Below are 25,864 nucleotides of genomic sequence, written 5' to 3' on the forward strand. Positions count from 1 at the left end.
GGAGTGATGGCCTGGCAAGCAAGGGCGATGCGGCGGATGAAACGGTTAGCCAAACATGGGATGATTGATGCATCAATAACATTCGATACTTCCATAACCATGGAGTGAATGAATTGGAGTGTTTGCGGTGAACGCACAGCAGAACCCCGCACAGGTCACCCCGAACCACAGCGAGAACAGCCCACTGCCTCAGGACAACGTGCGGTGGCTCAACGAGGACGAAGCCGAGCTCTGGTACTCGTTGCGCGAGTTCATCTGGGGCTTCCCCTCAACGCTCGACCGCCAGCTACTCCACGATTCTTCTCTCTCATCCGGTGAATACTCGGTGATGGCTACCCTCTCGGACGCTCCGGACCACCGCGTGCGTGCCGGCGAGCTAGCTGAAGCACTCGGCTGGGAACGCTCCCGGCTTTCCCACCTACTGCGGCGCATGGAAGAACGAGATCTCGTGGAACGTGCACCCTCCAAGGGGCACGACCGCCGCGCCCAGGACGTGATCCTGACCCCATACGGGTGGGAGGTTCTGCGTAACGCCGCCCCCGATCACGTGACCTTCGTACGCGAAACCGTGTTTGACCCACTCACTGCCGAAGAACACACGCAACTACTGGACATGCTGGTCCGGATCAACAGAGCCTGCGACGAACAAAACGCACGACGCAAAGGCTGAATTTTTCTACTAGCCCCCTTCCTAGTGGCGCTGCCGCGCCGACTTCTTGCGTGTCACCTGCAGGACAAGACCGATCAAGAAAACCACCACGAAGGCTCCGCCAACAACCCACATGATGGTCGTTGTATCAGCCGTCGATTCCGGAATTGCAGCTTTGTCCTGGGCTGCCGCAGATTCGGAAGGTTGCGTCGTTTCGCTTGCCCCAGAACCCGCGCTCTCTGAAGCATCTTCGGAGGCATCCTCAGAGCTTCCCTCTGAGGACTCCGTGGAACCGTTGCCACCATGTTCCTTTTCCCACGCTTCAACCTCCTTCTTTGACGCACCTTCCGTGATCGTAAAGGAGTAGTTACCATCCCCCTGGATCCGGTGGCCGTCCGAAGACAAAGCCGACCACTGAACGTCATACGTTCCCGCAGGCATCGGCTTCAAAGGCCGCGTCACTTTGGTCCCTTTAACCGTGACGTCGCCATACGTGAACTCGTTGCCATCGCGGTCCTGAACCACAATCTGGTTCGCCTCACCACCTGCAACCTGCCTGATCTCGCCTGAGAACGTCAACGTGATCTTCTTGGGAGCCTTCGCAATCGCATTACCCGAAAGCGGATCTCCCGCTATGAGCTGATCGTGCGCAAATGCGCTCTGTGCCCCAAAACCTGCAAACATGCCCGAGAACAGCAACATAGCCGCGGCCAGCACCGCCACCATCCGCCGCGACAAGCGACCACGTACGTCCACAGTTCATTCCTTACTGTTCGTCATTTCCCTCGCGAGTCCTCAGACCCACAACTGTGTCACGGAGACCTCCCGGGCTTCCACAACAACTTTAGACGCATCATCACCTCCATTCGGCCCCCCTTGATGCGCGTACCCGTTATCTTCGGGAAACTGTCAGGGGGTTCCTGCATACTGGGGGCATGACGCAGATTGAGAAGAATCCGCACGAACACGGCCCCACGGACGCTGTCAGCGATCAAGCCCCAAAGGGTGCAGTCGCTACGCCCGTCGACGGCGTGTGGATGCTGCAACAAGACAACCCTGGCCCAATGACGCTGGAAGGCACACAAACCTATTGGATCCCCACACGCGACGGGGCCATCGTTGTGGACCCAGGTGACGATGACGAGGAACATCAAGCTGCCCTAGCTTCACAAAAGGTCGCTCTCATCCTGCTCACTCACCGGCATCCAGACCATGTTGGCGGCCTTGAACGGCTACGCAACCTCACCGATGCCCCAAGCCGTGCGTTCAGCACCGACTACTGCAGCCCTGGCCAAGAGCCACTCAGTGACGGGGAGGTCATCGACGTGCCGGGCGCTGAGCTTCAACTGAAGATCCTTGCCACGCCAGGGCACACGTCAGACTCGATCAGCATTCTCATTGAATCTGCAGCCGATTCGCGCCCTCACGGCGTATTGACCGCAGACACCATCCTCGGCCGCGGAACCACCATCATCGATCACCCGGATGGGCGCCTCACCGACTACCTCGCTTCTCTTGAAAAGCTCGAAGCACTCGGAGACATTCCCGCGCTTCCCGCGCATGCCGGTTACCTACCCTCAGTGGCTAAGACCGCACGAGAATACTTGGCACATCGGCAAGACCGGCTCGAACAAGTCCGGGCAGCCGTACAGGCCGTCCGTGAACGCGGCGAAGAACCTACAGTGAGCAACGTCACCGATATCGTCTACGCCGACGTCGACGCCGGTGTCAGGCCAGCCGCGGAACACACCGTGAGCGCCCAACTGGCCGCACTAGAAGAGGGCGCATAAGCGCGGCACCAACGCGCTACGCCGCCGAACGACTAGAGTTTCATTATGGACACCACCCCAGCACCACTTAACGCACCGCACCGTACAGCACTGATCACTGGGGCAACCGCAGGGATCGGCGAAGAATTCGCAGAACAACTCGCCGCCCAAGGCCGGCATCTAGTGCTCTGCGCCCGCGACGCCGATGCGCTCGCAAGCGTGGCGCACCGGCTTGAAAGCCGCTACGCCGTCCACGTTGAAACGCTCATCGGCGACCTACTCACCGAAGAAGGCATCAAGGGAGTAGAGAAACGCCTCAGCTCCGATATCGACCCCGTAGAACTGCTCATCAACAACGCAGGCTTCGGACTCATCCACGGCTTCACATCTAGCGATTGGGAAGACGAACGCGATCACTGGCGCATTCACACCGAAATCCCACTGCGGCTCATGCACACTGCAATCCCCGCGATGATCCAACGCGGAGGCGGCCGCATCATCAATATCGCTTCGATCGCCGCATTCACGGGAGTCAGCACCTACTCCGCAGCGAAACGCGCCATCGTTGAATTCTCTGAGTACGCATCCCGCCGCTACAAAGAACGCGGCGTATCCGTGACCGCGGTCTGCCCAGGCATGACCCGCACGTCTTTCCATGAGCGCATGCACATGGACGTCAGCCGCGTCCCCAAGTTCGCGTGGCTTCAGCCCGAACAAGTAGTGCGAGAAGGGCTGTTGGCCTCCGCAACGGGTAGAGCCCTCTGCATCCCTTCGCGTCGCTATCGTTTGGCTCGCTTCCTCCTGCGTTTCCCTCCCGCAAGCGTCTCCCGGAAGGTCGTCGCGAACTCAGCTAGTTCCACGAAACGTTAACTATGACGTAACACACAGTTCAATAACGCCGCCCGGCGCGAAACCGCAAGATTCCGCGCCGGGCGGCGTTTTTGTTTTCGTGAACATCCATCTAAAACGAAGAGGAAACCTCCACTCCACCCGCCCGTAAAGAAACCTCCACTTGCGCATCCTGGATAGGATCGCCTAACCTCATACTCAGGCGATTACGAAACGTAAATGTTTCCTAATCAAAACGGCGGTCACGGGACCTCCGCACCGCCTTCCAACGGATAGACAGAACGAGAGAAATCCATGAAGCGTACACGCCTCGCAACCCGGCTCACCGCCGTCGTTGCCACTGCAGCCCTCGCGCTGACCGGTTGCTCCGCTAACGGAGAAAAAGAGAAGGGCTCGGCGGAAACCGTCGAGATCAAACACGCGCAGGGCACCACCGAGGTACCGAAGAACCCAAAGAAGATCTTCAGCTACGACCTCGCCGCGACTGACACCCTCAAGGCTCTCGGCACCGACGTCGCAGGCGTCGCCAAGTTCGTCTACCCAGAACAGATGAAGTACCTCGAGGCCGACAAGTACACCAAGATCGGCGGACCAAAGGAGCCGGACCTCGAGAAGGTCGCCGCTGAAAAGCCAGACCTCATCATCATCTCCGGCCGCACCGCAGACGCTTATAAGGACCTCCGCGAGATCGCACCGACCATCGACATGTCGGTTGATGCCGCCAAGCCGCTGGAGTCCTTCGAGGAAAACACTCGTTCCCTCGCAAAGATTGTCGACAAGGAAAAAGAAGCTGACGAAAAGCTGGGCGAGCTTGAAAAGCGCATCGACGACGTCAAGACTCGCGCTGAAAAGTCCGGCCTGACCAGCATGACCCTCATGGTTTCCGGCGGCAAGCTCACCGCTTACGCGAAGGGCTCCCGCTTCGCGATCATCAACGACATCCTCGGCTTCAAACCAGCCGCTGATGTGAAGTCCGAAGGCCCACACGGCGAGTCGGTTTCTTTCGAATTCGTCAAGGACAAGAACCCGGGCGTGATCTTCGCGATCGACCGCGACCAGGCCATCGGTGAGTCCTCCGGCGAGTCCGCAAAGCAGGTTCTCGACAACGAACTCGTCAACACGACCGATGCCGCTAAGAACAACAAGATCGTCTACCTCGACTCCGCATCGTGGTACCTGGTCGGCTACGGCCTGACCACGGTTCCAAAGATGATCGATGAAGTTGAAACAGCGCTCAACTAGCCTGTAAACCACGGATGGGTGGGGCGTCGACAACGACGCCCCACCCATCGGCATGTCAACCATTCGGCACGTCAACCATAGGGAACAACCGGAACGCATGATTCGAGCACGTCGTTCCGTCGTCGCCTCATGATTAACTCGGTAATAACCATGAACAAAACGACAGCCAACACACCGCCCCGGGCGAAGCTGAAGTCTTCACCGGAGCCTCGCCGTGTCACTTTCGGGCCAGCCGATACATCGTTCGCGACCCGCTGGTGGGTCCTCCTCCTGGCACTCGCCGCAGTCATCGCGCTCGCAGGCGTCTCACTCATTGTGGGGGCGTCCCCGCTGTCACTCTCCGACCTCCTCAACGGAAACCAGTCGGCGCAGGAAGTCTTCTGGATCTCGCGTGTCCCGCGCACCGTTGCCGCGCTCCTCGCCGGCGCCGCCGTCGCGATTTCCGGGCTCATCATGCAGCAGCTGGCACGGAACCGCTTTGTTGAACCGAACATGGTCGGCTCGACCGAATCCGCGATGCTCGGCATCCTCGCCGTCACGATTTTTGTTCCGTCCATGCCGGTCATCGGCAAGATGGGTGTCGCCACGATCTTCTCTCTGGTCGGCACCGCGCTGTTCCTCGCGATCATCAACAACCTCCCAACCCGCGCAACGCTTTTGATCCCGCTGGTTGGCATCATGCTCGGCGGCATCATATCGGCCGCAGCAACGTTCGTCGCCTACCGCAATGACCTGTTACAGACCCTCAACGCGTGGTTGATCGGTGACCTCTCCGGCATCATCCAGGGCCGCTATGAACTCCTATGGATCGTCGCAGTCGTTGGCCTTGTTGGATATATCGCCGCTGACCGTTTCACCGCGGCAGGCCTCGGTAGCGACTTCTGCACGTCGATCGGCATGAACTACAGGATCACCGTGCGCCTCGGTATGGCTGTCGTCGCCCTCATCTCGGCGGTGACCGTGACAACCGTAGGTGCGCTCCCGTTCCTGGGCCTCGTCGTCCCTAACCTCGTTTCCGTTCTTGTTGGCGACCACCTCCGCCGCGCAGTCCCGTGGACGGCGTTGATCGGCGCCGGCATGGTCCTGGCATGCGACATCGCCGGCCGCCTCATCCGCATGCCCTACGAGGTTCCAGTGGGCATGATCATGTCCGTACTCGGCTCGATCGTGTTCCTCAGCATGATCATTCACCAGCGCTACCAAAACGTTCCGCCGTCGTCGAAGAAGCGGGCCCGCCAGGCCGCTAAGAAGGCCGCCGCGATGCGCAAGAGCGCCGCACAGGAGGCTGCACGTGGCTAATCAAAAGACGATTGCAACACCGTCGCCCACGTTGGATGAGCTTATTGCACAAGGCCAGCGAGCCGAACGACGCGATGCCCGACGCGGATGGATCTGGATTGCTACCTTGGGTACCGCACTGATGATTGCTGTTGCCGTGTTCCTGACGTGGGATCTGTTAGGAGCGCTAGATTTCGCGTTGAAGCTACGCGGAACGCGCATTGGCGCGATGATTGTGTGCGCGGTTGCGGTCGCGGTTTCAACTGTCGCGTTCCAGACGGTCACCGCCAACAGGATCTTGACGCCGTCCATTATGGGTATGGACGCCCTCTACATCCTGTTGCAGACCACCGCGGTGTTCATTCTGGGTGGCACCGCGTGGATGACCGCCTCCCCGCTGATGCGCTTCGGTATCGAGCTAGTGCTCATGGTTCTGTTCGCGGTGCTTCTGTACCGGTGGATGTTCACCGGACGCACCGCCAACCTGCACCTGATGCTCTTGGTCGGAATCGTCTTGGGGACTCTATTCCGCGGCATTTCTGCTCTTCTGCAGAAACTGCTGGATCCGAGTGAATACACGCAGTTGCAGGACCTGTTCTTTGCATCGTTCAACCGCGTCGACCCCACTCTTTTGGGTGCCTCGGCTGCAGTTGTCGCTGTGGCTGTGTTCTTCGCGTGGCGCATGCGCCGCACCCTGGACGCGATGGCGTTGGGGCGCGATATGGCAACCAGCCTCGGCATCGACCACCAGAAGGTAACGACCATCGTGCTGATTGTGTCTGCTGTTTTGGTTGCTACATGCACCGCTTTGGTCGGGCCGATCACGTTCTTTGGCCTGCTTGTGGTTTCGCTCGCATACCAAGCGCTTCCTGGGGCTGGCCACGGAACGTTGTTCATTGTTTCTTCGCTGATCGGCGCGTTCGCTTTGGTCGTGGGTCAGTTCGTTGTTGAGCGGCTCGCCGGCCATTCGACCACTTTGTCCGTTGTGATTGAGTTTGCTGGTGGCATTGTGTTCATCACGCTGTTGCTGAAGGGATCGCTGAAGTCATGATCGAAATCAAGAACGTTTCCAAGCAGTACGGCGCCACGACTGTGGTGGACGATGTCACGACGGTGATCCCGGCGGGTGGACTCACGAGCATCATCGGCCCTAACGGCGCCGGCAAGTCCACGTTGCTTTCGATGGTTTCGCGCCTGATCCCTATGGAGGAAGGCAACGTCACTGTGGACGGCTTGAACGTCTCGAAGACGCCGTCGAAGACGTTGGCGAAGAAGCTCGCTATTTTGCGGCAGGACAACCACGTTTCACTGCGGTTGCGTGTGCGCGACCTCGTGGGTTTCGGCCGTTTCCCGCACAACGGTGGTCAGGCTACTCGTGAGGACCGCGCAATCATTGCGCAGGCGATGCAGGAGATGGACATTACTCCGCTCGCGTTCAAGTACCTCGACGAGCTTTCGGGCGGCCAGCGTCAGCGCGCGTTCATCGCGATGGTTTTGGCGCAGGACACCGACTACATCCTTTTGGATGAGCCACTCAACAACCTGGACATGCGCCACTCAGTGGAGATGATGAAGCTCATGCGTCGCCTTGTCGATGAGCAGGGCAAGACGGTGGTTGTGGTGCTGCACGACATCAACTTCGCCTCGGTGTATTCCGACACGATTATGGCGATGCGCGATGGCCGTCTGGTTCAGCAGAGTAGCCCGGAAAGGCTCATGACGACCGAGAAGCTCGCTGAGGTCTATCAGATGCAGATCCCGATCCACGAGATCGATGGCAAGCGCATCGGCGTCTATTTCGGTTAGGCGGTTGGCGGTTAGACGGCGTTGGCCGATTAGGCCGCGCCGCCGCCACCGATGACCTCCGGGAGGGATTCCGGGTACTTGGTCATGACTTCGTGGACGAGGTTTTCGCGGATGTAGTTTCTGAGGTCCCAGAGGTCGCCGGGGTTGCGGGCGCTCAACATGACGGTGAGTTCCATGTTGCCGCCGGCGGCGTTGGTGACGACCGTTTCGCCAACGCGTCCATCCCAGAGGTCGGTTGCATCCAGCAACTGTTCCACGCGTTTGCGGAGCGCCGCAACCGGCGCATCCCAGGCGAGGTCGAGAACTACGGAGCCGTTGATTTCTTCGCCGCCGCGTGACCAGTTTTCAAACGGCGTGGTGGTGAAGTATGTCGAGGGCAGGATCATTTTCCGCCCGTCCACGAGTTTCACGACAACGTAGGTCAGCGTGATTTCTTTGACGTTACCGCGTTGCCCTTCCACGACCACGATGTCTTCGACGCGGATCGCGTCCGAGAACGCAAGTTGCAGCCCGGCGAACACGTTGGTCAGCACGCCTTGAACCGCGAGGCCCGCTACCACCGAGATCAAGCCGGCGGATGCGAGGACGGTTGCGCCCATCGCACGCACGCTTGGGATCATGAGCAGCACCGCACCCACGCCGAGCACGAGCACGATCGCCGTCACGAGGCGCCTCATGAGCGTCATTTGGGTGCGTAGTTTGGCTACTTGGCGTGGGTCGCCGGATTCTTCGTAGTGGACGATCACGGAGACTTCGACGACCGAAAGCACCGTCACGGCGAGCCACGTGATGGAGGCAACGGCCGCGACTTTGAGGATCACGGCGAGCGCCACGGCGAACCCCTCGTCCTCGATGACGCCGGGGGTTCCGAACATGAGCCCTACGGAGAGCAGTAGGCAGAATACGGGGATCTGGAGGCGCCCGAGCTGTTCTTTGACCCGCGGGCGTTTCCGCAAGAGCCGCGCAAGGATGAACCAAACAAGCCACGTGACGATGAGCGCAGCGACGATCGGGATGCCGAAGGCGAGCCATGGCCGCAGGGGGGATGGCGCGTTTTCGACGATGGGTTCGAGGCCTGGCAGCGTGGGCTCGCTTGGGTCTGGCTCAAGGAAACCGCTGGGGCTTGAGCTGGGTTCTGCGGAGGGGCTGGATCCCGTGGATGGTTGCGAAGATTCCGCTGCGTTGGGGCTCGCGCTGTCGCTTGCACCGTCACTTGCCTTCGGGCTCGCTTTTTCTGCGGGCAGGGCTGTGAACCAGTTCGCTAGGAATCTCATAGGTGTCAGCGTTTCACATGTTGCTGATGGATGCCTAGGTGCGCGGTGAAGTAGGTCTGATCGCTCGTGTTTTCACGCGTCTGGATCTGGTCAGATGCACGTAAAATGTTAGGCTGGTCACATCTGGTTACTTACGGGTAACTCAAGGGATTTAGTTGAACCCTGCCGCCCGTTGCCTTCTTCTCGTTTCAGGAGTTCCCATGTCTGATGCTTCCTTCACCACTCCACAGCCTTCCCCTTCCCGCCCGGCTTCGCTCACGGAACCTGATTACGATCTGTACCCAACCGGCCCGGACGCACCGAATGTCGACCCGGCGGGTGTCTTCAACGACCTTCCGGAGGCCGCACAGGCTGTGCGCGAACGTGCGCGCACTTTCGCGCTTGAGAAGGTTGCGCCGGTCATCGACGATTTTTGGCATCGCGGCGAATACCCAGCTCACCTGACCAAGGAACTGGGCGAAGCTGATCTGCTGCGTGACGGCATCGGGGTCGATGGCCGCGAAAGCACGAGCCGCCTCGAAGCCGCGATGGTCGGCATGGAGCTCGGCCGCGTTGACCTCTCGATCTCGACCATCGTGGGCGTCCAGGGTGGTTTGGCGTTGCGTTCGGTTGACTTGTGCGGTTCGGAGGAACAGAAGCAGAAGTGGGGCCCGGCACTCGCTGAGGGCAGCGTCGCGGGCGCGTTCGCTCTAACGGAGCCGACTCACGGTTCCGATTCGATCGGCCTCGAGACTTCGGCTACCAAGGTCGATGGTGGCTGGCGCATCACTGGAGCCAAGAAGTGGATCGGTAACGGCGCTATCGGCCCAGAGTTTGGCGCTCCTGCGATGTCGATTGTGTGGGCCCGCGATACCGACGACGGCCAGGTCAAGGGCTTCATTGTTCCGCAGGATTCGGAGGGCTACAGCGCGTTCCACTTGAAAGAAAAGCTGGCTTTGCGTTGCTTGTGGCAGGCGGAGATTGATCTGCAGGACGTGTTTGTTCCGGATGAGAACGTACTGCCGGGTGCGCAATCGTTCAAGAATACGGCCCAGGTTTTGTTCGCTACCCGCCTTGGTGTTGCGTGGGCGGCTGTTGGTGCCGCTATGGGCGCGTACGAGGTGGCCGCGCAGTATGCGAGCAAGCGGACGCAGTTTGGCCGTCCACTCGCGCATTCTCAGATTGTGAATGAGCGTTTGGCGCGCATGCAGTCCACGCTCGTGCAGGCGCAGCTTTTGGCGCGTCACTGCACTGAGTTGGAGGATCGCGGCGAGCTTTCGGGTGAGCTCGCATCGCTCGCTAAGTTCACCGCTACGCGTGCGGCGCGCTCTATTGCGGCCGATGCGCGTGACCTCTTGGGCGGCAACGGCATCTTGATCAAGAACCGGGTGGCTCGTCACTTCGCGGACATCGAGGCATTGCACACGTATGAGGGCACGGAAACGGTTCAGGCCCTGTTGATCGGCCGTGGCGTTAAGGGCAAGTCGACCTTCACCGGCTAAGCCAGCCCCGTCTAACTGACCAGGACCGCAGCACGCCGCCGCTTCGCGCAGACCCGGCTATCCAATGCCACTAGCTCAGCCCTGGGTAGTTCTTGTCCAGGAACGGCTTGATGACGGCAAGGTTGTCTTGCGCATAGAACAGGGTTCCTGCGTGGTTGCGTCCAGGTAGCGGATGGAACCGGCAGTTCTGGGCGATCTGCGCCTGGTCTTGCGAATCGGAGTAACGCCGCGGGTCTTGGTCTCCGGCCATCGTGAGCACGGGCGCGCTGACTTGCGCGATGAGCGTGTCCGGAATGCTCCTCTCAGCGTTTTCCATCTCAGTGAACATCGCGTAGAGGGCAAGCGGGTCATTGGCTTTGAATGCGAGCGCGGTTGCTTGGTCGAGCCCTGGCCCGAAGCCGGCAACGAACGCGTCGATGTCGCCGTTTTTGAGGGTTTCGAGGTAGCCGGGGTAGAAAATATTTTTGATCTCGCCGGTTTGCTTCCGGTGGCTCCCACCTAGCGCGACGAACGTTGAGAACCGGGATGGGGCCGTCGTCATGAGCTGCCAGCCAGTGCGCGCGCCGAGTGAGTAGCCGACGATGCCGGCGCTGGCGATCTGTTCAGCGTCCATGACCGCGAGCACGTCTTCGGCCATCCGTTCCATCGCATACGCTTCTGGCTCGTGGGGTTTATCGGATTTCCCGTGGCCTCGCGCATCGATGCGGATGTGAGTGTAGCCAGGTAGCCCTTTGAGGTATCCGAGCCCGCGCCAGATAACGCGTGACAAAGCGGACCCGTGCAGGAAGATCAGCACTGGCCCGTCGCCTGTCACTTCGTAGTAGATACGGGTTCCGTCGGTGGGATTGATTGCGTAGCTCACGAGTGTGGATTCTAGCGAAAGCATCAGCGCATGATGCCGTTGACCTGATGGTATGGACCTTAACGTGCCAAGATAGGGGTATGGATCAGTATGAAACCCGCACCCATATCCCTGCCGCGGCGCAGAAGCCAGCGGATGTCTCCGGGAGCACGGAGGCCAATACGTCGCACGGCTTGCCAGCCGTAGAGGGTCTACCTAACCCGTGGAAGGACCGTTGGGGTCGCGCGGGTGCACGGAGCGCGCAGGTTTTGCTGATCATCGCGCTAGCTTCGGTGCTGATTTTCGGGTTGATCCAGGTTTCCGTTCTCGTCATCCCTGTTCTGTTGGCGACGATCCTGGCGTGTGCCGCATGGCCGCTGGTCGAGTGGTTGCGTCGACGGATGTCCGACACGTGGGCCGCTGTTGTTGTTGTAGTTGCCGCGGTGCTCGTCTTAGGTGGCATCGTGGGCGGGATCGCGACCACGATCGCTACCCAGTGGAGCGGCCTGGTGGATTCTGCGGCGCAGGGCTTCAACCAGGCGCGTGATCTGGCCAATAAGTGGGGCATCCAGTTCAGTTCTGCGCAAATGGATGAGGCGCTCGAGCAGGTCAAGAAGTTCCTGACTAGTTCAACCTTCAGCACGGGCGCTGTTGCTGGTTTGTCTTCTGCGAGCATGTTCTTCGCGGGCATGGGTACGTTCATTGTCACGATCGCGATCTTCTTACGTGATGGCGACAAGATCTGGACTTTCCTGCACTCGTGGGTTCCGGAGTCGGCTCAGCCTACGTGGCACACGGCTGCGGTGCGTGCGCGTGACACGTTCGGCGGCTATGTGCGCGGTACCGCGATTATTGCTGCGGTCGATGCGGCGGGCATCGCGCTGGTCATGCTCGTCTTTGGCGTGAAGTTGTGGTTCCCGCTGGGCGTCATTGTCTTTGTGGGTGGCTTCATCCCGATTGTGGGTGCGCTGGTTAGTTCGATCTTGGCCGCGCTCGTCGCCTTGGTGACGAACGGCTGGATTCCTGCTGTTGCGATCATCATCGGTTCGATTGTGGTGAATCAGCTCGAGGGTAACCTGTTGCAGCCGCTTGTGATGGGTTCGGCGTTGCGAGTTCACGCTCTCGTGGTGTTGTTCGCGTTGACGGCCGGTACTGTTCTTGCCGGAATCGTCGGTGCTTTGCTTGCGGTTCCGCTGACTGCTGCGGCGTGGGCTGTCATCAAGGTCTTCACGGGCAGGGAGTCCAAGGTGGATGATCTTGCGTATCGCCAGAGAAAGAAGCGGGTCCGTAAGATCGCCAAGAAGCGCGCTAAGCGAGTCAAGCAGCTCGCTTAAAATAGATTGCTGGCAGGTTCATGAAGGCTCGTATTGATGCGTGGTTGTGGTCCGTGCGCGTCTATAAGACGCGTTCGGAAGCCACGACTGCGTGCCGGGCGGGGCATATTCGCGTCAATGGGGATCCCGTCAAAGCTGCTTATACGATCAAGCCGGGCGATAATGTCCGGATTCGAAGGCACGGCTTTGACCGGCATTTGCAGGTCGTGAAACCGCTGGTCAAACGTGTTTCAGCCCAAGTAGCAGCGACCGCATACATCGACCACACTCCAGAGCGCGTCAAACCTGCGATTCCCGCCGTTCCTGTCCGGCCACGCGGATCCGGCCGCCCCACGAAAAAGGAACGCCGCCAGATGGACCAGCTACGCGCATCGTGGGTTCCTTCTGTTGAAAACATCGAGGATCTAGATCTCAGTTGAGGTCACACTCGCACCGCATCCGCCTCAGCTGGCTCGCGTTTGCCGCTCAACTGCCTTGTGAATGAGCTGTGAGTTCAGCGGGGCGCTAGAGGAAAGCGCGCCGATAAAGTAGCGTGAAGCGTACGCCTGTGCATATGCAGGCAGATCTTGTTCGCCGAAGGCAGTCCGGACCGGTCAGCACGCCGCGAGTCAAGGTAGTAACACCGCCCACACCCTGGGCATTAGCCCAGCACACAAAGGCTGGGCGCAGAAAGGACAAAGCTCGTATGGCTTCTGGAACCGTCAAGTGGTTCAACCCGGATAAGGGTTTCGGTTTCATCGCTCCGGATGACTCTTCGGATGACCTGTTCGCTCACTTCAGCGCAATCCAGACGACTGGTTTCCGCACTCTCGAAGAGGGCCAGCGCGTGGAATTCGTTGTAGCTGAAGGCCCTAAGGGTCTGCAGGCTACGGAGATCACCCCGCTCTAAGCGCAGGTTCACGTAACTCATTCTTAAGCCCCGATGCGGTGCAAGCGAACACTTCAGTGTTCAGCCTGCGCCGCATCGGGGGTTTAAAGCACGGGCGCAGGCCGAGCTGCGGGCACATCGGCGGCGATTTATCCGTGTGTGACCGTGCTATCTACCCGCTGGAAGGGATAGCCTGGGACTATCTCACCTCGCCAACAAGGGGATGACTGTGGCAAGCAAGAAGCTTAAGAAGCGTACGTGGGCTGCGATCGGTGCTGCCGCCGCCGTGGGTGGCGTAGCTGTTCGCGATCTCATCCAGAAGAAGAACGCCGTTCTGCGTAACTACCCTGTCCTGGGGCACGCGCGGTATCAGCTGGAGAAGATCCGCCCGATGATCCAGCAGTACTTCATCGAACGCGACTGGGATGGCCGTCCGTTCGATAAGACGACGCGTGACCTTGTCAACGCACGCGCCGACGGCAAGAAGGCCGAGGAGGCTTTCGGCACGTTGGCTGAGGTCAACGAGGTTGGTTTCGAGTGGATGGTTCACTCGATGAACCCGCTTGAACCGCCACAGACTCCGCCACGCGTTGAGGTGGGTGGCCCGGATTGCTCCCAGCCGTACTCGATGTCGCTACTGAACATCTCAGCGATGAGCTTCGGTTCCCTCTCGGGTAACGCGATCAAGGCGTTGAATAAGGGTGCGCGCATGGGTAACTTCGCGCACGACACCGGCGAGGGTGGCTTCACGCCGTACCACCAGCAGGGCGGCGACCTGATCCTTGAGATCGGTACGGGCTATTTCGGTGTCCGCGATCAGGACGGCAAGTTCGATCCGGAGCGTTTCCGCGATGTTTCAAGCAACGAGCAGATCAAGGCCGTCGAGATCAAGCTGTCCCAGGGCGCTAAGCCTGGCCTGGGTGGTGTTCTGCCTGGCCCTAAGGTCACCAAGGAAATCGCGGAGATCCGCGGCATTCCTGAAGGCGTCAAGTGTGTTTCCCCTCCGGGGCACTCGGCGTTCAAGACCCCAACCGAGCTCATCGAGTTCATCGCCAAGACGCGTGAGCTCTCTGGCGGCAAGCCGACCGGCTACAAGCTGTGCGTGACGTCGGTCGACGACGTCTTGGCTATGTGTAAGGCGATGATCGAGGTTGGCACGGCGCCGGACTTCATTGTGGTCGATGGCGCTGAGGGCGGCACTGGTGCTGCTCCAGTTGAATTCGAAACCCACATGGGTATGCCTCTGACCCAGGGCTTGATGATTGTGCACAACGCACTCGTGGGCGCTGGCTTGCGCGACAAGGTCAAGATCGGCGCTTCCGGCAAGATCGCTGAAGGTAACGCGATCGTCAAGCGCCTGATTCAGGGTGCTGACTTCACAAACTCGGCGCGCGGCATGATGCTCGCGCTGGGTTGCATCCAGTCGTTGCGTTGCGCTGAGGGCACGTGCCCGGTTGGTGTGGCTACGCAGAACCCTCGCCTTGAGCGCGGCTTGGATGTGGATGTGAAGGCTGAGCGCGTCTACAACTTCCACCAGGCGACTGTGGCTCAGGCAGTCAAGATCATGGCTTCGATGGGCGTGACTCGTGTTGAGGACCTCTCCCCTGCGATGCTGCGCCGCAACGTCTCGCCTGACAACAACGATTCGTTTGCACGCCTGTTCACGTGGCTTGAGCCGGGTGAACTGCTCAGCGATTCCCCACGCATGTGGAAGGAACACTGGGAGAACGCGAGCTCGAGCCGCTACGGATTGGGCAACGCCAAGACGGCCCGCGCATAAGCAGACCGCCCGCGCATCGGAATATTTCCACTGAGGGCGCCGTTGAACTAGCTACTATGGCTACTTCAACGGCGTCCTCTTCGTCTTCTGTTCCAACCAAAGCTCCGGCGTTGTCCTTGCTGGATCTTGTTCCGGCCCGCCGCAATGACAGCCCGCAACAACCGTTTATGAATGCGGTTGAGCTCGCGCAGGCGGCTGAGCGTAGCGGTTACGAAACCATGTACTACGCCGAGCACCACAACATGGGTGAGATCGCGTCGACGGCTACCGCGGTTTTGATGGGGCACGTGGCCGCACGCACTGAAACTTTGGGGGTAGGCGCGGCTGGCGTGATGCTCACGAACCACGCGCCGCTCGTTGTGGCCGAGCAGTTCAAGATGCTCGAGGCGCTCTACCCTGGCCGGATCCAGTTGGGTCTGGGCCGCGCTCCAGGCACGGATCAGGCTACGGTGCGCGCGCTGCGCCGCTCCCCTGATGCCGCGGAGCACTTCCCATCCGATGTCATGGAGTTGCTCGGTTATCTGGATGGGCCGTCGCGCATCCCTGGGGTTGAGGCTTATCCGGCGACACCGGATTCCACTATCCCGGTCACGATTCTGGGTTCCTCCCTCTATGGTGCTCAGCTGGCGGCCAAGTTGGGCCTCCCGTATTCGTTTGCGTCGCATTTTGCGCCGACGCACCTGCATGAAGCCATCAAGGTGTACCGCGAAGAGTTCAAACCGTCCGAACGACTGGAGAAGCCTCGCGTCACGGTCGCGGCTGGCGTTGTGGCAGCACCGACGGCATCTGAGGCTAACGATCAGTTCCAGTTCGCACTGCGCCGCCGCGTCCAATCGATGCTGGGACGGAACCGTTCGCAGCCATTCACCGAGGCTGAAATCAATCAGATTTTGCAGATGCCCGCCGGCAACCAGGTGCGCAACATGATGAGCTACTCCGCTGTGGGGACGCCGGATCGAGTGGTTGAGCAGCTGCGTCAGATGGCTGAGGAGACTCAGGCTGATGAGTTAATCCTTTCGTACCATGCGATTAGCCACGAGGACCGCCTGGCATCCGTCATTTCCACGGGTGAGGCGTGGTCGAAATAGGCCTCCAATTGTCCGATACACCGGATAGTTAAGCGCGGAATTACAGTATTTTTATTCAATTACCGAACGAATGGTCGGTAATTCGGCCTCCGGTGTCCACAATTCGTACATTGTGATGTTACTCACGGGTCATTCCGGGTTACTATGACCATAGATCAACCTTGGAACCGGAGAAGCTCATGTCGATACACAGCGAGCAAGTAGATGTCAGCGTGCATCAAGGGTTGGGTCTGATCCGCCTGAATCGGCCTGACAAACTGAACGCCCTCATGCCCGATATGGTCGAGGCCATTCACAGTTCCCTGCGCGCTTGGCGATACAACGGTGACGTCAAAGCGATCGCGCTCCTTGGCGAAGGCTCCCGCGGCTTCAGCGCAGGCGGCGACCTACAGAATTTCCGACGCGCACTACTCGCCGGCGAGGCCGAACAGATGCTGGGCATCCTCGCCGCCGAGTTCGAGCTCGCCGCCGCCGTCCAGACCTACCCTAAGCCTGTTGTTTCTTTCATGACCGGCGTGACGATGGGCGCTGGCTTTGGCATCGCATCGGCGGCTTCGGTGCGGATCGTGACCCCGGATTCGCGGCTTGCGATGCCGGAGGTGCGGGTCGGTTATGTCCCCGACGTCGGTGGTTCGCTGTGGCTCGGCCGTGCGCCGGGTCGGATTGGCGAGCACCTTGCGTTGACGGGTGATTCCATCGGTGCGGGTGACGCCGTTGAGTTCGGTCTCGCGGATTTCTGCATCGCGCAGGATGCGGTTGAAGAGGTTTTGTCTTCGATTGCTGATTTGTGTGCGTTGCCAGGGCAGGACTTGGCGATGGGCTTGCAGATCATGCATGGGCTTCCACAGCGTTCTGAACTGAATGTTCAGCGCGCGTGGATTGATGAGGCGTACGCGGGCAGCGATGTCGCAGAGATTCTGGCGAGGCTGGATGCTTCACCATGGCCGGCTGCGGCGGAGGCCGCTGAGCGGATCCGGGCTAACTCCCCGATTGCGTGCGAGACTGCGCTGCAACTCGTGCGGGAGTCTCGCGCTGAGGATGAGTTGCGGGGCGCCCTTGAGCGCGAACATCGTGCCGCGTCTTACGTCATGGACACCCCTGATGTTGTTGAGGGTATCCGTGCGCTACTCGTTGATAAAGATAAGGCGCCGCGGTGGTCGGTGCCGCGAGCTGAGGACGTCGATACTGACCGGATCGCACGCATGCTTGAGCCGCAGGACGATGAGCTTGGCCTATGGGATGACGGCGAGGAAGGTGGCTGGTGATGAGCGACGTCAGCCAGGCAACACGCAACGAGCCCATTCTTGAGCGGGCCATCCGGATTCTGGATTGTTTCGATCATCAACATCCGACCCTCACGGTTGCCCAGATCTCTGAGCTCTCCGGGATCCCACGCACCACGACCTACCGGATTGTGAACCAGCTGGAGGAGCTAGGTTTACTGCTCCGGGACGAGCATGGCGAATATCTGCCAGGTTTGCGCTTGTGGGAGATCGGAAACCGTGGGTCATGCATCAAGACGGTGGCTCAGGTAGCCCACCTACACATGCTTCATGTACACAGCATCGTGCGCACGGGCGTGCATTTCTCGATCCTTGAGGATAACGAGATGCTCATCGTCGAGTACGTGTGCGAGCAAGAGGGAGCCGATTACATTGGAGTCCACCGCGGCATGCGTCTCCCCGTGCACGACACGGCGACCGGGATGGCAACACTCGCTTACTCATCCATGTCGGTGGTTTCGGAGTACATGGAAGAACACGGCGAAGCGATGACCACAGCGCACCCGCAGCTGCGCCACGAGGTCGAGACGATCCGCAGCCAGGGATACGCCCGCTACCCCGGTTTTGTTCACGAGAACACCGAAGTCCTCGCCGTACCGGTGATAGGCCCTCACGGGCATGCGATCGGCGCTATAGCCGTGATCCTCACGGATCCAGCCGAGGAACCTGCCTCGCTGATTGAGAGCCTGCAGAAAGCCTCAAGTAGCATCACGCAGGACATGCTTGAGCGTGTGGGCACGTTCCTCCCGCCGAAGGTACCTAAGCTGCCTGGACGCTGATAGTCCCGTATACATCGTTTGTGGCCCGCTCGAATATTCGAGAGCGGGCCACAAACGTCTGGGCTAACTCACGTCACAAGCGAGTGACGTCGCCGAGCGCCTCGCGAGCGAGCTTGTTGACCGTTCCGTAGCGGTGCGCGGTCATCGTCACAGCCTGTTCGCGGACGAACGGCAGCATTTCGATGCGGCCCGAGCGGGTCACAGGATGGTCGTTGACGGAGAGGTCAGGGGCCTGCGTCGTCGCTTCGAAGGTGGCCTGAGCCAGGGCTTCCATCTCTGGGGTGCCTTCCCGGCCGATCAGGCGCACGCGACTGCCATCTGGATTCTCAGATAGCTTCGCGCACGTGTTGAGCCAGTCTTCGTCGCTTTGAACAACAACCTCAGCACCCAGCTGACGGTAGGCGTCAGCGATGCCGACGGGCGCCTCAGCTGGAAGCGAGACTTCCATGCGCTGTTTAGCAGCGGTTCCTTCGCCGTCGGTGACTGCACGCAGTACCCGCCAGCCAGCAGCAACCACGCGGGCGAGCCGCACAAGGTCTTCTTCCTCGACCGTGGCCACACGCATCCGGACCTTGACAGGGCGGTAGCGCAAGCCGTTGACCTCAACGTCGAGGCCCGTGGCGTCCTGGAGACCTTCGAAGAAGCTGATGTCCTTCTCGTCTTGAACGAGCGCGCGTTCGAGCCAGGCGCGTGGTTCTTCGTTGAAGGCATGGACCAGCATCGAGTAGTGCGGAGTGGATACGATGACGCGGCGGTCTACCTGCCCGAGGCCCTGTTCGGAGTCCTTCCAACGCAGCATAGAGGGGACGTAGTTCGGGCCACCGGCCTTGGTTCCGGTTCCGACTGCGGACTTCTTCCAGCCGCCGAACGGCTGACGCTGGACGATCGCGCCGGTGATGCCGCGGTTGATATAGAGGTTGCCGGCCTGAATGTTTTGCTGCCAGTAACGGATTTCCTCGGCATCGAGCGAGTGGATACCACTCGTGAGTCCGTAGTCGATCTGGTTGACCCATTCGACGGCTTCTTCGAGGGTTTCAGCCTGCATCACACCGGTCACGGGGCCGAAGTATTCGGTGAGGTGGAACTCGGATCCGGGCTGGACGCCGGCGCGGATGCCTGGGGAGAACAGCTTGCCGGAGTCATCGAGCGGCTGTGGCTTGAGGACCCACGTCTGCCCTGGCTCCAGCTGGGTCAGGCCGCGGCGCAGCTTCTCGCCTGGTTCCTCGATGACCGGGCCCATGATGGACTCCGGGTTCTCGGGGTAGCCCACCACGAGCGACTGTGCGGCGTCGACGATCTGGCGGTGCAAGCGATCGGAACGGCCTGCCTGGCCCACAAGGATCACGAGCGATGCCGCGGAGCACTTCTGGCCGGCGTGACCGAACGCGGAGTCCACGATGTCCTTTGCCGCGAGGTCGTAGTCAGCGGATGGGGTCACGATGATCGCGTTCTTACCCGAGGTTTCCGCGAAGAGCGGCAGGTCTGGACGCATCTCGTGGAAGGCTTGCGCGGTTTCGTACGCGCCGGTCAGGATGACGCGGCCCACGCGTTCATCGGTGATCATCGCATCGCCCAGGTCGCGCGAGGAGGCGTCGATGATCTGCAGGATGTCGCGTGGCAGGCCGGCTTCGTCGAGGGCTTCCCAGATGCATTCGGTCAGCACAGCACCGCAGCGGATCGATGCGCGGGCCGGCTTGATCACGACCGCGCTGCCTGCGGCGAGCGCGGAGACGGTCGAGCCGGTTGGGATCGCGACTGGGAAGTTCCACGGCGGGGTCACGAGCGTGACCTTGTCCATCTCGGCTTCCGCGCCGGCATAGTTGCCGAGGTTGCGTGCTTGTTCTGCGTAGTAGTTGCAGAAGTCGATGGCTTCGGAGACCTCAGGGTCACCCTGGGCCAGCGTCTTTCCAACTTCGGAGCCCATGACTTCGAGCAGGTCCGCGCGGCGGGCCTTCATCTTGTCACCGGCGCGGTGCAGCACGTCGGCACGCTGGTCTGCGCTGAGTCCCTGCCACACGTCGGCTGCCCTCTGGGCGGCGTCGTAGACCTCGTTGAGTCGGGCGGTGTCCTTGACCTTCGCGCCGGCTACCGTCTCGTTGCCGAGGGTGCTGGTCGGGATCTTCTTGAGGATCTCCCCGCCCCACAAGCGGTTCCATGCGAGGTCCGGGTCGGTGTCTGGCTCGTTTGTGAACGTGCCGTCCCAGGTTGGCTTGCTGAAGTCCTCTTCGTTGCGGTCCTGGAAGCGGCGCGGAACTGGTGCCTCGGTCCATTCTGACAGGATGCTGACAGATTCACGGAAGCGGTCTTCTTCCTGCTTGAACGCGGCGGGGTCATCGTCGAGGTTGAAGACCTCGGACATGAAGTTATCCTCAGTCGCGCCCTCTTCGAGGCGACGCACCAGATAAGAGATCGCAACATCGAACTCATCCGGCTTGACCACCGGCGTGTAGAGCAGAAGCCGACCCACGTCCTGCCGCACGGCCTGGGCTTGCTGGCTTGCCATGCCCAGAAGCATCTCGAATTCGACGTCCTTGCCGCCCGGTTCGATGCCGCGAGCACGCATGAGGTGCAAATGCAGCGCGATGTCGAAGAGGTTGTGACCTGCGATACCGAGGCGAACGTTCTTGACGTGCTCTTTGGTGAGCGCGTAGTCGAGGATCGCCTTGTAGTTCGCGTCCGTGAGCTGCTTGGTGGACCACACGGTCTGGGTCCAGCCGCGCATCTGCGCTTCGACCTGCTCCATCGGGAGGTTCGCACCCTTGACGAGGCGGACCTTGATCGGGGCGCCACCGTTAGCGACGCGTTCGGCGGCGAAACGCTGAAGACGCTTCATCGCAGCGTAGGAGTCCGGCAGGTATGCCTGCAGCACGATGCCGGCTTCGGTGTTCTTGAACTCGTCTTCGGCCAGAAGCTCGGTGAAGACCGCGAGCGTGAGGTCGAGGTCCTTGTATTCCTCCATGTCGAGGTTGATGAAGGTGCGCGGGCTCGAGTTATTGGCTGCGCGGTAGAGCGGGCGCAAGTGTTCGACGATGTCGTTGACAGCTTCATCGAAAGCCCACGCGCTGTGCGGGGCTACGGTCGCGGAGACCTTGATCGATACGTAGTCGACGTCCGGACGTTCGATGAGTTCCTTGGTTCCCTTGACGCGGTGCGCGGCCTGATCTTGCCCGAGGATCGCTTCGCCGAGCAGGTTGATGTTAAGGTCGATACCTTCGGTGCGCAGCGCCTTGATGGCTTTGGTGAGTTTGTCTGGGCGGGCGTCCACGATGAGGTGAGACACCATGTTGCGCAGTGCCGTGCGGGCTGCCGGGATGACGACGCGTGGAGCGAGCTTACCGAGGGTACCGCCGGCTTTCACAGCGCTCTGTAGGTACCACGGGAGGAAGGCGGGCACTTTAGCCGCAATTTCGTTGAGTGCCTTGGCGGCCGCGGCTGGGTCTTCAGTACGAATGACGCGATCGACGAAACCCACGGTGAAGTCCAGACCATCGGGGTCAGAGAGCACACCGGCAAGCTGTTGGGCAGCCTTATCTACGGGATAGTCGCGGGCAGCGGTAAGCCAGTCACGAACCTGCTGTACGGCTTGATCTGTGAGGTCCCACGGGCGGACCATGCCTTCCATGTCTGGCCCGTGCCAAGCGATGGGTCGGCGAGTGATGGATTCAGCTGTGTGACGTCCCGTCATGCGTACGTGCTCCTAACTCTTGAGCCGCTCAGACTATGAGGCGCCCGAGCGTCTCGTGTCCGTCGCGTGGATGTTTCCATCGTGTGTTTCACCGCCATGATAGACAGATCGACGATTTACTTACATCCGTAACTTATCGTTCGGTAGAAATGATTATCCTGTGATAAATCTACCTGCCGGTAGTCGTACTTACAGCGTAATTGCCGCTGTTCCTTAGCATTTCTCAGATTTGCCGTAGACTCGTAGATAGATGGCGCCCTCACCGTGGGGGTGTCCTATATATCTGAAAGGCGGTGTTGACCGTGGGCATTCTAGGTTGGATTCTCGTAGGTCTAATTGCCGGCGCTATCGCTAAGGCCATCATGGGCGACAAGATGGGAATCATCGCAACCATCGTGGTTGGCATCTTGGGCGGCCTCCTCGGAGGCTGGCTCGGCTCGCTTATTTTTGACGCGGGTACGGGCAGCTTCTTCGAGCTGCGTACGTGGATCTGCGCGATCGCCGGTACGTGTATCTTGCTGGGTATCTTGGGTATTTTCTCCCGAGGCTCGGCTCGAGCTAAGTAATAGATCTCGTTCTATACGTCGGTGCCCCGCCAGGCTTGGCCTGGAGGGGCACCGCGTGTTTATTTGGCGTCGCGGGGTGTGCGCAGGCCGAAGTACACGGCGATGGATACCGCAAGCGCCAGCACCCCAGCAACCGTCGCAGTGACCGTGACTCCCGCATCGAACGCATGCGAAGCCGCCTGCAACAGCTCAGCCGCACGCTCGTGAGGAAGCCCCGCAGCCACATCGTGAGCCGAAGCCAACGAAGACGCCACCTGTGCCCCTTGCGCCTCACTTAACCCGGCCGGAGGAACCAGCTTCGCGGTGTAGAGCGCATTGAGTAGGCCACCCAAAACAGCGGCACCCATCACGGTCCCGAATTCGTACGCAGTTTCGGACATCGCAGACGCCGCGCCCGCCTTTTCAGACGGAACAGCCGACAACACGAAGTCATTTGAAATCGTCTCCGCCATGCCCGCGCCAGCACCGATCAGCAAAAACGCAACCATCGGAACCCAGTCACCGCTACCCACAAACACGGCAAGAATCCCGTACGCCAACGCACTACACAGAACTCCCGCGACCATCGCCGGAACCGGGCCCGTCCAACGAGCCACCGGAACAACAGCCAACCCAGCCACCACGGTCATCGCCATGCCAGGCAACATAAACAACGCCGCTTCCGCCGGGCTACGCCCCTCAATCAACTGCAGATGCTGCGACAAGTAGTACAGGAAGCCCACCAGCGAAAACATCGCCAACAGGTTGATCGTCAGCGGCAACGCGAACGCCTTGCGCGAGAGCAAACGCACATCCAAAAACGGAATGTCCGCACCCAGCTGACGACGCACAAAAACAAACCCAGCAACCAGGGCGAACGCAATCGCGCCCACACCAACCCACGGCTCCTGCGGCAAGGTCTTGATGCCGTACGTAAGCGGCAGCAACGTCGCCATCGCGAGCAGAATGCTCAACACATCGAGCGGACCAGGATTCGGGTCCTTCGACTCCGGAAGCAAGAACGGCGCGCCCGCCAGGAACGGAACCAAGATCGGCACCGCCATCAACAAAACCGAGCCCCACCAGAAGAAGTTCAGTAGAACACCACCGATGATCGGCCCGAGTGCCGCGCCCGCAGAGAACGTCGCCGCCCAAATAGCAACAGCCGTCGTGCGCTCCCGCGGATCCGGGAAGATGTTGCGGATGAGGGACAACGTCGCCGGCATGAGCGCGGCGCCGAACACCGCCTGCAACGCACGGAACACGATCAGCATCGTCGGCGAAACCGAAAACGCGGCGATGCCGGACACCACCGCGAAACCCACCGCACCGATGATCATGATGCGGCGGCGACCAATCCGGTCACCCAGGTTCCCCATCGGAACCAAGAGGCCCGCCAAAACCAGCGGATAAATGTCCAGAACCCACAGTTGCTCGGTTGCGTTCGCATACAGCGCGACGGCGATCTCCGGCAACGCCAGCACCATCACGGAGTTATCAACCGAAACTAACAGGACAACAATCATGAGCAGAGCCAGAGCCGCCCAACGCCGGCGGGCGCTCGGGATTAGCTGCTCATATTTACCGTATTGAGGGGACATGAACTTTTTCAACTAACAGAGAATAGAAGGGACATGGCGACGCTCTCGGTTCAGAGAACGCTAGCCACGCAGAATAGCTTTACGTTCCCTCCAGGCGCGGGCCTTGCGTTCCGACATCGGCATCGGCCGCTCATCCTCAGGCAACGCGGAGTCCGCGGGGACCGCGATGAACGTGTTGAGCCATCGAGCGTTCGGGTCCGAGTCGATGAGGAAAGATTTCAGCAAGAGCGTTGCCGGAAGCGCAAGAAGGGCACCCAGCGGACCAAGGACCCACACCCAGAACAGCAGGGACAAGAAGGAAACGGTCGGGGTGACACCCACGGATTCGCCGGCGAACTTCGGCTGGATAATCGACTGGATCACGAAATTCAGAACCGAATACGCGACGATCACCGCGACAGCCGAACCCCAGCCCTTCTCAAGGAACGCCAGCAGCGCCGGCGGGATGAGGCCGATGAAGAACCCGACGTTCGGGATGTAGTTGGTGATGAAAGAGAGGATGCCCCACACCCACACAAGCGGGATACCCAAGAGCCACAACGCGCCGACGTCCGCGATCGCGACGATGAGGCCGAACACGGTGGTGACGAGCCAGTAGCGGCACACACCGTAGGCGAAATCGTTGGTGATGATGAGGGCACGCGGCTTGGTGATGCGTAGCAACTGCTGGCGGGCGTGCAGGCCAGCGGAGTCCATCGCGAGGAACAGGGTCGCGATCACCAAGGTGGTCAGTAGGGCGAGGATCGAGGAAACGTTGGAGAACAGCGGTGCCACAAGCGACATGACGTCGTTCGGCTTAATGGCCTGAAGCGACCTCGTGAGCTCGCTGAAGTCCAGGTTGAGTTCGACCGCGATCTCCTGAATCCACCGCCACGCCTCAACGAACTGTTCGTTATAAGACGGCATGAGCTGGATGAGCGCAAGGAGCGACCACACAATGAGCCACACAAACAAGACCAAGATCACGAGCACTAAGAGCAGTGACACCACAGCCCCCACGAAAGGCGGCACCCAGCGCTGAAGGAACTTCTGCACCGGGTAGACCACAATCATGAGGTTCAAACCCAAAAAGACCGGCGCGATGATGTCCTGCAGATCCCGCACGAACATCAAAATAATGCAGGTAGCGGCCAGTCCGAGCGTGACCTTAATAAAGCGGGGGATCCCTGTTTGCTGAGTTTCTTCCCATTTGCGAGCTTGCCCAGCCGAGGCTGAGAACTCATCTTTAGGCTTGCCAGTCTCATCCAGCGGGATCACGCCGATGCTTCGTGCAGGGGTGAACTCCTCCGCGGCGTCGCTACGTGCTTCATCCGTTGACGTTTCGACTGCGTCTTCTGGCGTATCGGAATCCAAGGCAACAACCGCATCGGGCTGATCCGCATCGGATAGATCAGCGGCCGATGCGGAAGTAGACGCGGAGGCTGTCAGCTCGCCTTCTTCAGGTGAGGAAGCAACAGGCGCGTCTGGGACAGCCGCGTTCGGAACAGCGGCGTCCGGGACAACCGGGATCTCGCCCGTAACGGCGTCATTCGATTCCGCCGTGAACTCGTCTGACGGTTCCTGGCGCTCAGCCATACGTCTCTCCCCAGCTACATTGGCTTATCAACACATTCGTCACCATTCTATTGCTCCGCCCGCAACCGCGCGTGCCCGTTGTCGCGACTATTATGGGCCTGGCGCCGGGTCTACTGTCGGGCCGGTTGTCGCGACGG

22 protein-coding genes are annotated in these 25,864 nt (G+C 60.3%); 16 read left to right on the forward strand and 6 right to left on the reverse strand.

Features of this window, described 5'->3' with window-relative positions; translation table 11 throughout:
* Positions 1 to 127 precede the first annotated feature (127 nt).
* Positions 128 to 670: a MarR family winged helix-turn-helix transcriptional regulator gene (locus tag JOD50_RS03110; protein ID WP_338051983.1), complete on the forward strand. Its 543-nt coding sequence runs from the start codon at positions 128 to 130 to the stop codon at positions 668 to 670.
* Positions 671 to 691: 21 nt separating this feature from the next.
* Here JOD50_RS03110 and JOD50_RS03115 read toward each other — a convergent pair whose 3' ends face one another.
* Positions 692 to 1,405, reverse strand: coding sequence for a copper resistance protein CopC (locus JOD50_RS03115; protein ID WP_204880356.1), 714 nt, complete (start codon positions 1,403 to 1,405; stop codon positions 692 to 694).
* Between the two features lie 179 nt (positions 1,406 to 1,584).
* On the opposite strand from JOD50_RS03115, the gene JOD50_RS03120 reads away from it, so the two are divergent.
* The 6 genes from JOD50_RS03120 to JOD50_RS03145 all read left to right on the forward strand — a co-directional run bounded on the left by JOD50_RS03120 (position 1,585) and on the right by JOD50_RS03145 (position 7,593).
* Positions 1,585 to 2,439, forward strand: coding sequence for an MBL fold metallo-hydrolase (locus JOD50_RS03120; protein ID WP_239541507.1), 855 nt, complete (start codon positions 1,585 to 1,587; stop codon positions 2,437 to 2,439).
* A 45-nt stretch (positions 2,440 to 2,484) separates the two neighbouring features.
* The gene (locus JOD50_RS03125) at positions 2,485 to 3,288 is read left to right on the forward strand and encodes an SDR family NAD(P)-dependent oxidoreductase (RefSeq protein WP_204880357.1); all 804 of its coding nucleotides are present in this window, start codon (positions 2,485 to 2,487) and stop codon (positions 3,286 to 3,288) included.
* A gap of 273 nt (positions 3,289 to 3,561) precedes the next feature.
* Positions 3,562 to 4,509 carry a siderophore ABC transporter substrate-binding protein gene (locus tag JOD50_RS03130; protein WP_204880358.1) on the forward strand — a complete coding sequence of 316 codons (948 nt, stop codon included), beginning with the start codon at positions 3,562 to 3,564 and terminating at the stop codon, positions 4,507 to 4,509.
* A gap of 150 nt (positions 4,510 to 4,659) precedes the next feature.
* A complete protein-coding gene (locus JOD50_RS03135; RefSeq protein ID WP_101630851.1) occupies positions 4,660 to 5,808 on the forward strand; it encodes an ABC transporter permease in 1,149 nt (382 codons plus the stop codon).
* Positions 5,801 to 6,838: an iron chelate uptake ABC transporter family permease subunit gene (locus JOD50_RS03140; RefSeq protein WP_338051984.1), complete on the forward strand. Its 1,038-nt coding sequence runs from the start codon at positions 5,801 to 5,803 to the stop codon at positions 6,836 to 6,838. The genes JOD50_RS03135 and JOD50_RS03140 overlap by 8 nt, the downstream gene beginning before the upstream one ends.
* Entirely contained in the window at positions 6,835 to 7,593 is a 759-nt protein-coding gene (locus JOD50_RS03145) for an iron ABC transporter ATP-binding protein (RefSeq protein WP_204880359.1), read from the forward strand. The genes JOD50_RS03140 and JOD50_RS03145 overlap by 4 nt, the downstream gene beginning before the upstream one ends.
* Positions 7,594 to 7,622: 29 nt before the next feature.
* On the opposite strand, the gene JOD50_RS03150 is transcribed toward JOD50_RS03145, so the two are convergent.
* A complete protein-coding gene (locus tag JOD50_RS03150; RefSeq protein ID WP_204880360.1) occupies positions 7,623 to 8,867 on the reverse strand; it encodes a mechanosensitive ion channel family protein in 1,245 nt (414 codons plus the stop codon).
* Positions 8,868 to 9,067: 200 nt separating this feature from the next.
* Between JOD50_RS03150 and JOD50_RS03155 the strand changes: the two genes are divergently transcribed.
* Entirely contained in the window at positions 9,068 to 10,348 is a 1,281-nt protein-coding gene (locus JOD50_RS03155) for an acyl-CoA dehydrogenase family protein (RefSeq protein WP_204880361.1), read from the forward strand.
* Positions 10,349 to 10,418: 70 nt separating this feature from the next.
* Here the strand turns inward: JOD50_RS03155 and JOD50_RS03160 are convergent, their stop codons facing one another.
* Positions 10,419 to 11,210, reverse strand: coding sequence for an alpha/beta fold hydrolase (locus JOD50_RS03160; RefSeq protein ID WP_204880362.1), 792 nt, complete (start codon positions 11,208 to 11,210; stop codon positions 10,419 to 10,421).
* Between the two features lie 80 nt (positions 11,211 to 11,290).
* On the opposite strand from JOD50_RS03160, the gene JOD50_RS03165 reads away from it, so the two are divergent.
* The 7 genes from JOD50_RS03165 to JOD50_RS03195 all read left to right on the forward strand — a co-directional run bounded on the left by JOD50_RS03165 (position 11,291) and on the right by JOD50_RS03195 (position 18,321).
* Positions 11,291 to 12,523, forward strand: coding sequence for an AI-2E family transporter (locus tag JOD50_RS03165; protein WP_180754790.1), 1,233 nt, complete (start codon positions 11,291 to 11,293; stop codon positions 12,521 to 12,523).
* A gap of 20 nt (positions 12,524 to 12,543) precedes the next feature.
* Positions 12,544 to 12,942 (forward strand): RNA-binding S4 domain-containing protein, encoded by a 399-nt coding sequence (locus JOD50_RS03170; protein ID WP_204880363.1) that lies wholly within the window; start codon positions 12,544 to 12,546, stop codon positions 12,940 to 12,942.
* 266 nt (positions 12,943 to 13,208) lie between these two features.
* A complete protein-coding gene (locus JOD50_RS03175) occupies positions 13,209 to 13,412 on the forward strand; it encodes a cold-shock protein (RefSeq protein ID WP_035756264.1) in 204 nt (67 codons plus the stop codon).
* Positions 13,413 to 13,620: 208 nt separating this feature from the next.
* Positions 13,621 to 15,171 carry an FMN-binding glutamate synthase family protein gene (locus JOD50_RS03180; protein WP_338051985.1) on the forward strand — a complete coding sequence of 517 codons (1,551 nt, stop codon included), beginning with the start codon at positions 13,621 to 13,623 and terminating at the stop codon, positions 15,169 to 15,171.
* A gap of 56 nt (positions 15,172 to 15,227) precedes the next feature.
* Positions 15,228 to 16,259 carry an LLM class flavin-dependent oxidoreductase gene (locus JOD50_RS03185; protein ID WP_204880365.1) on the forward strand — a complete coding sequence of 344 codons (1,032 nt, stop codon included), beginning with the start codon at positions 15,228 to 15,230 and terminating at the stop codon, positions 16,257 to 16,259.
* A gap of 179 nt (positions 16,260 to 16,438) precedes the next feature.
* Positions 16,439 to 17,524 carry an enoyl-CoA hydratase/isomerase family protein gene (locus JOD50_RS03190; protein WP_204880366.1) on the forward strand — a complete coding sequence of 362 codons (1,086 nt, stop codon included), beginning with the start codon at positions 16,439 to 16,441 and terminating at the stop codon, positions 17,522 to 17,524.
* Positions 17,524 to 18,321: an IclR family transcriptional regulator gene (locus tag JOD50_RS03195; RefSeq protein WP_204880367.1), complete on the forward strand. Its 798-nt coding sequence runs from the start codon at positions 17,524 to 17,526 to the stop codon at positions 18,319 to 18,321. The genes JOD50_RS03190 and JOD50_RS03195 overlap by 1 nt, the downstream gene beginning before the upstream one ends.
* A gap of 73 nt (positions 18,322 to 18,394) precedes the next feature.
* On the opposite strand, the gene JOD50_RS03200 is transcribed toward JOD50_RS03195, so the two are convergent.
* On the reverse strand, positions 18,395 to 22,006 hold the full coding sequence (locus JOD50_RS03200) for a bifunctional proline dehydrogenase/L-glutamate gamma-semialdehyde dehydrogenase (protein ID WP_204880368.1): 3,612 nt from the start codon (positions 22,004 to 22,006) through the stop codon (positions 18,395 to 18,397).
* A gap of 302 nt (positions 22,007 to 22,308) precedes the next feature.
* Between JOD50_RS03200 and JOD50_RS03205 the strand changes: the two genes are divergently transcribed.
* Positions 22,309 to 22,572, forward strand: coding sequence for a GlsB/YeaQ/YmgE family stress response membrane protein (locus JOD50_RS03205; RefSeq protein ID WP_204880369.1), 264 nt, complete (start codon positions 22,309 to 22,311; stop codon positions 22,570 to 22,572).
* Positions 22,573 to 22,631: 59 nt separating this feature from the next.
* On the opposite strand, the gene JOD50_RS03210 is transcribed toward JOD50_RS03205, so the two are convergent.
* Positions 22,632 to 24,152, reverse strand: a complete 1,521-nt coding sequence (locus JOD50_RS03210; protein WP_204880370.1) for an MFS transporter — start codon at positions 24,150 to 24,152, stop codon at positions 22,632 to 22,634.
* Positions 24,153 to 24,212: 60 nt separating this feature from the next.
* Complete coding sequence (locus JOD50_RS03215) at positions 24,213 to 25,727, reverse strand: AI-2E family transporter (RefSeq protein ID WP_204880371.1); 1,515 nt, start codon at positions 25,725 to 25,727, stop codon at positions 24,213 to 24,215.
* Positions 25,728 to 25,864: the final 137 nt, after the last annotated feature.

Source organism: Pseudoglutamicibacter cumminsii, assembly GCF_016907775.1.
Taxonomy (GTDB): domain Bacteria; phylum Actinomycetota; class Actinomycetes; order Actinomycetales; family Micrococcaceae; genus Pseudoglutamicibacter; species Pseudoglutamicibacter cumminsii.

Coding starts and splice junctions, on each gene's coding strand:
- JOD50_RS03195 (WP_204880367.1), top strand. CDS start 17,524: ATGAGCGACGTCAGCCAGGCAACACGCAACGAGCCCATTCTTGAGCGG.
- JOD50_RS03150 (WP_204880360.1), bottom strand. CDS start 8,867: ATGAGATTCCTAGCGAACTGGTTCACAGCCCTGCCCGCAGAAAAAGCG.
- JOD50_RS03215 (WP_204880371.1), bottom strand. CDS start 25,727: ATGGCTGAGCGCCAGGAACCGTCAGACGAGTTCACGGCGGAATCGAAT.
- JOD50_RS03155 (WP_204880361.1), top strand. CDS start 9,068: ATGTCTGATGCTTCCTTCACCACTCCACAGCCTTCCCCTTCCCGCCCG.
- JOD50_RS03170 (WP_204880363.1), top strand. CDS start 12,544: ATGAAGGCTCGTATTGATGCGTGGTTGTGGTCCGTGCGCGTCTATAAG.
- JOD50_RS03165 (WP_180754790.1), top strand. CDS start 11,291: ATGGATCAGTATGAAACCCGCACCCATATCCCTGCCGCGGCGCAGAAG.
- JOD50_RS03185 (WP_204880365.1), top strand. CDS start 15,228: ATGGCTACTTCAACGGCGTCCTCTTCGTCTTCTGTTCCAACCAAAGCT.
- JOD50_RS03135 (WP_101630851.1), top strand. CDS start 4,660: ATGAACAAAACGACAGCCAACACACCGCCCCGGGCGAAGCTGAAGTCT.
- JOD50_RS03120 (WP_239541507.1), top strand. CDS start 1,585: ATGACGCAGATTGAGAAGAATCCGCACGAACACGGCCCCACGGACGCT.
- JOD50_RS03175 (WP_035756264.1), top strand. CDS start 13,209: ATGGCTTCTGGAACCGTCAAGTGGTTCAACCCGGATAAGGGTTTCGGT.
- JOD50_RS03130 (WP_204880358.1), top strand. CDS start 3,562: ATGAAGCGTACACGCCTCGCAACCCGGCTCACCGCCGTCGTTGCCACT.
- JOD50_RS03145 (WP_204880359.1), top strand. CDS start 6,835: ATGATCGAAATCAAGAACGTTTCCAAGCAGTACGGCGCCACGACTGTG.
- JOD50_RS03125 (WP_204880357.1), top strand. CDS start 2,485: ATGGACACCACCCCAGCACCACTTAACGCACCGCACCGTACAGCACTG.
- JOD50_RS03190 (WP_204880366.1), top strand. CDS start 16,439: ATGTCGATACACAGCGAGCAAGTAGATGTCAGCGTGCATCAAGGGTTG.
- JOD50_RS03210 (WP_204880370.1), bottom strand. CDS start 24,152: ATGTCCCCTCAATACGGTAAATATGAGCAGCTAATCCCGAGCGCCCGC.
- JOD50_RS03200 (WP_204880368.1), bottom strand. CDS start 22,006: ATGACGGGACGTCACACAGCTGAATCCATCACTCGCCGACCCATCGCT.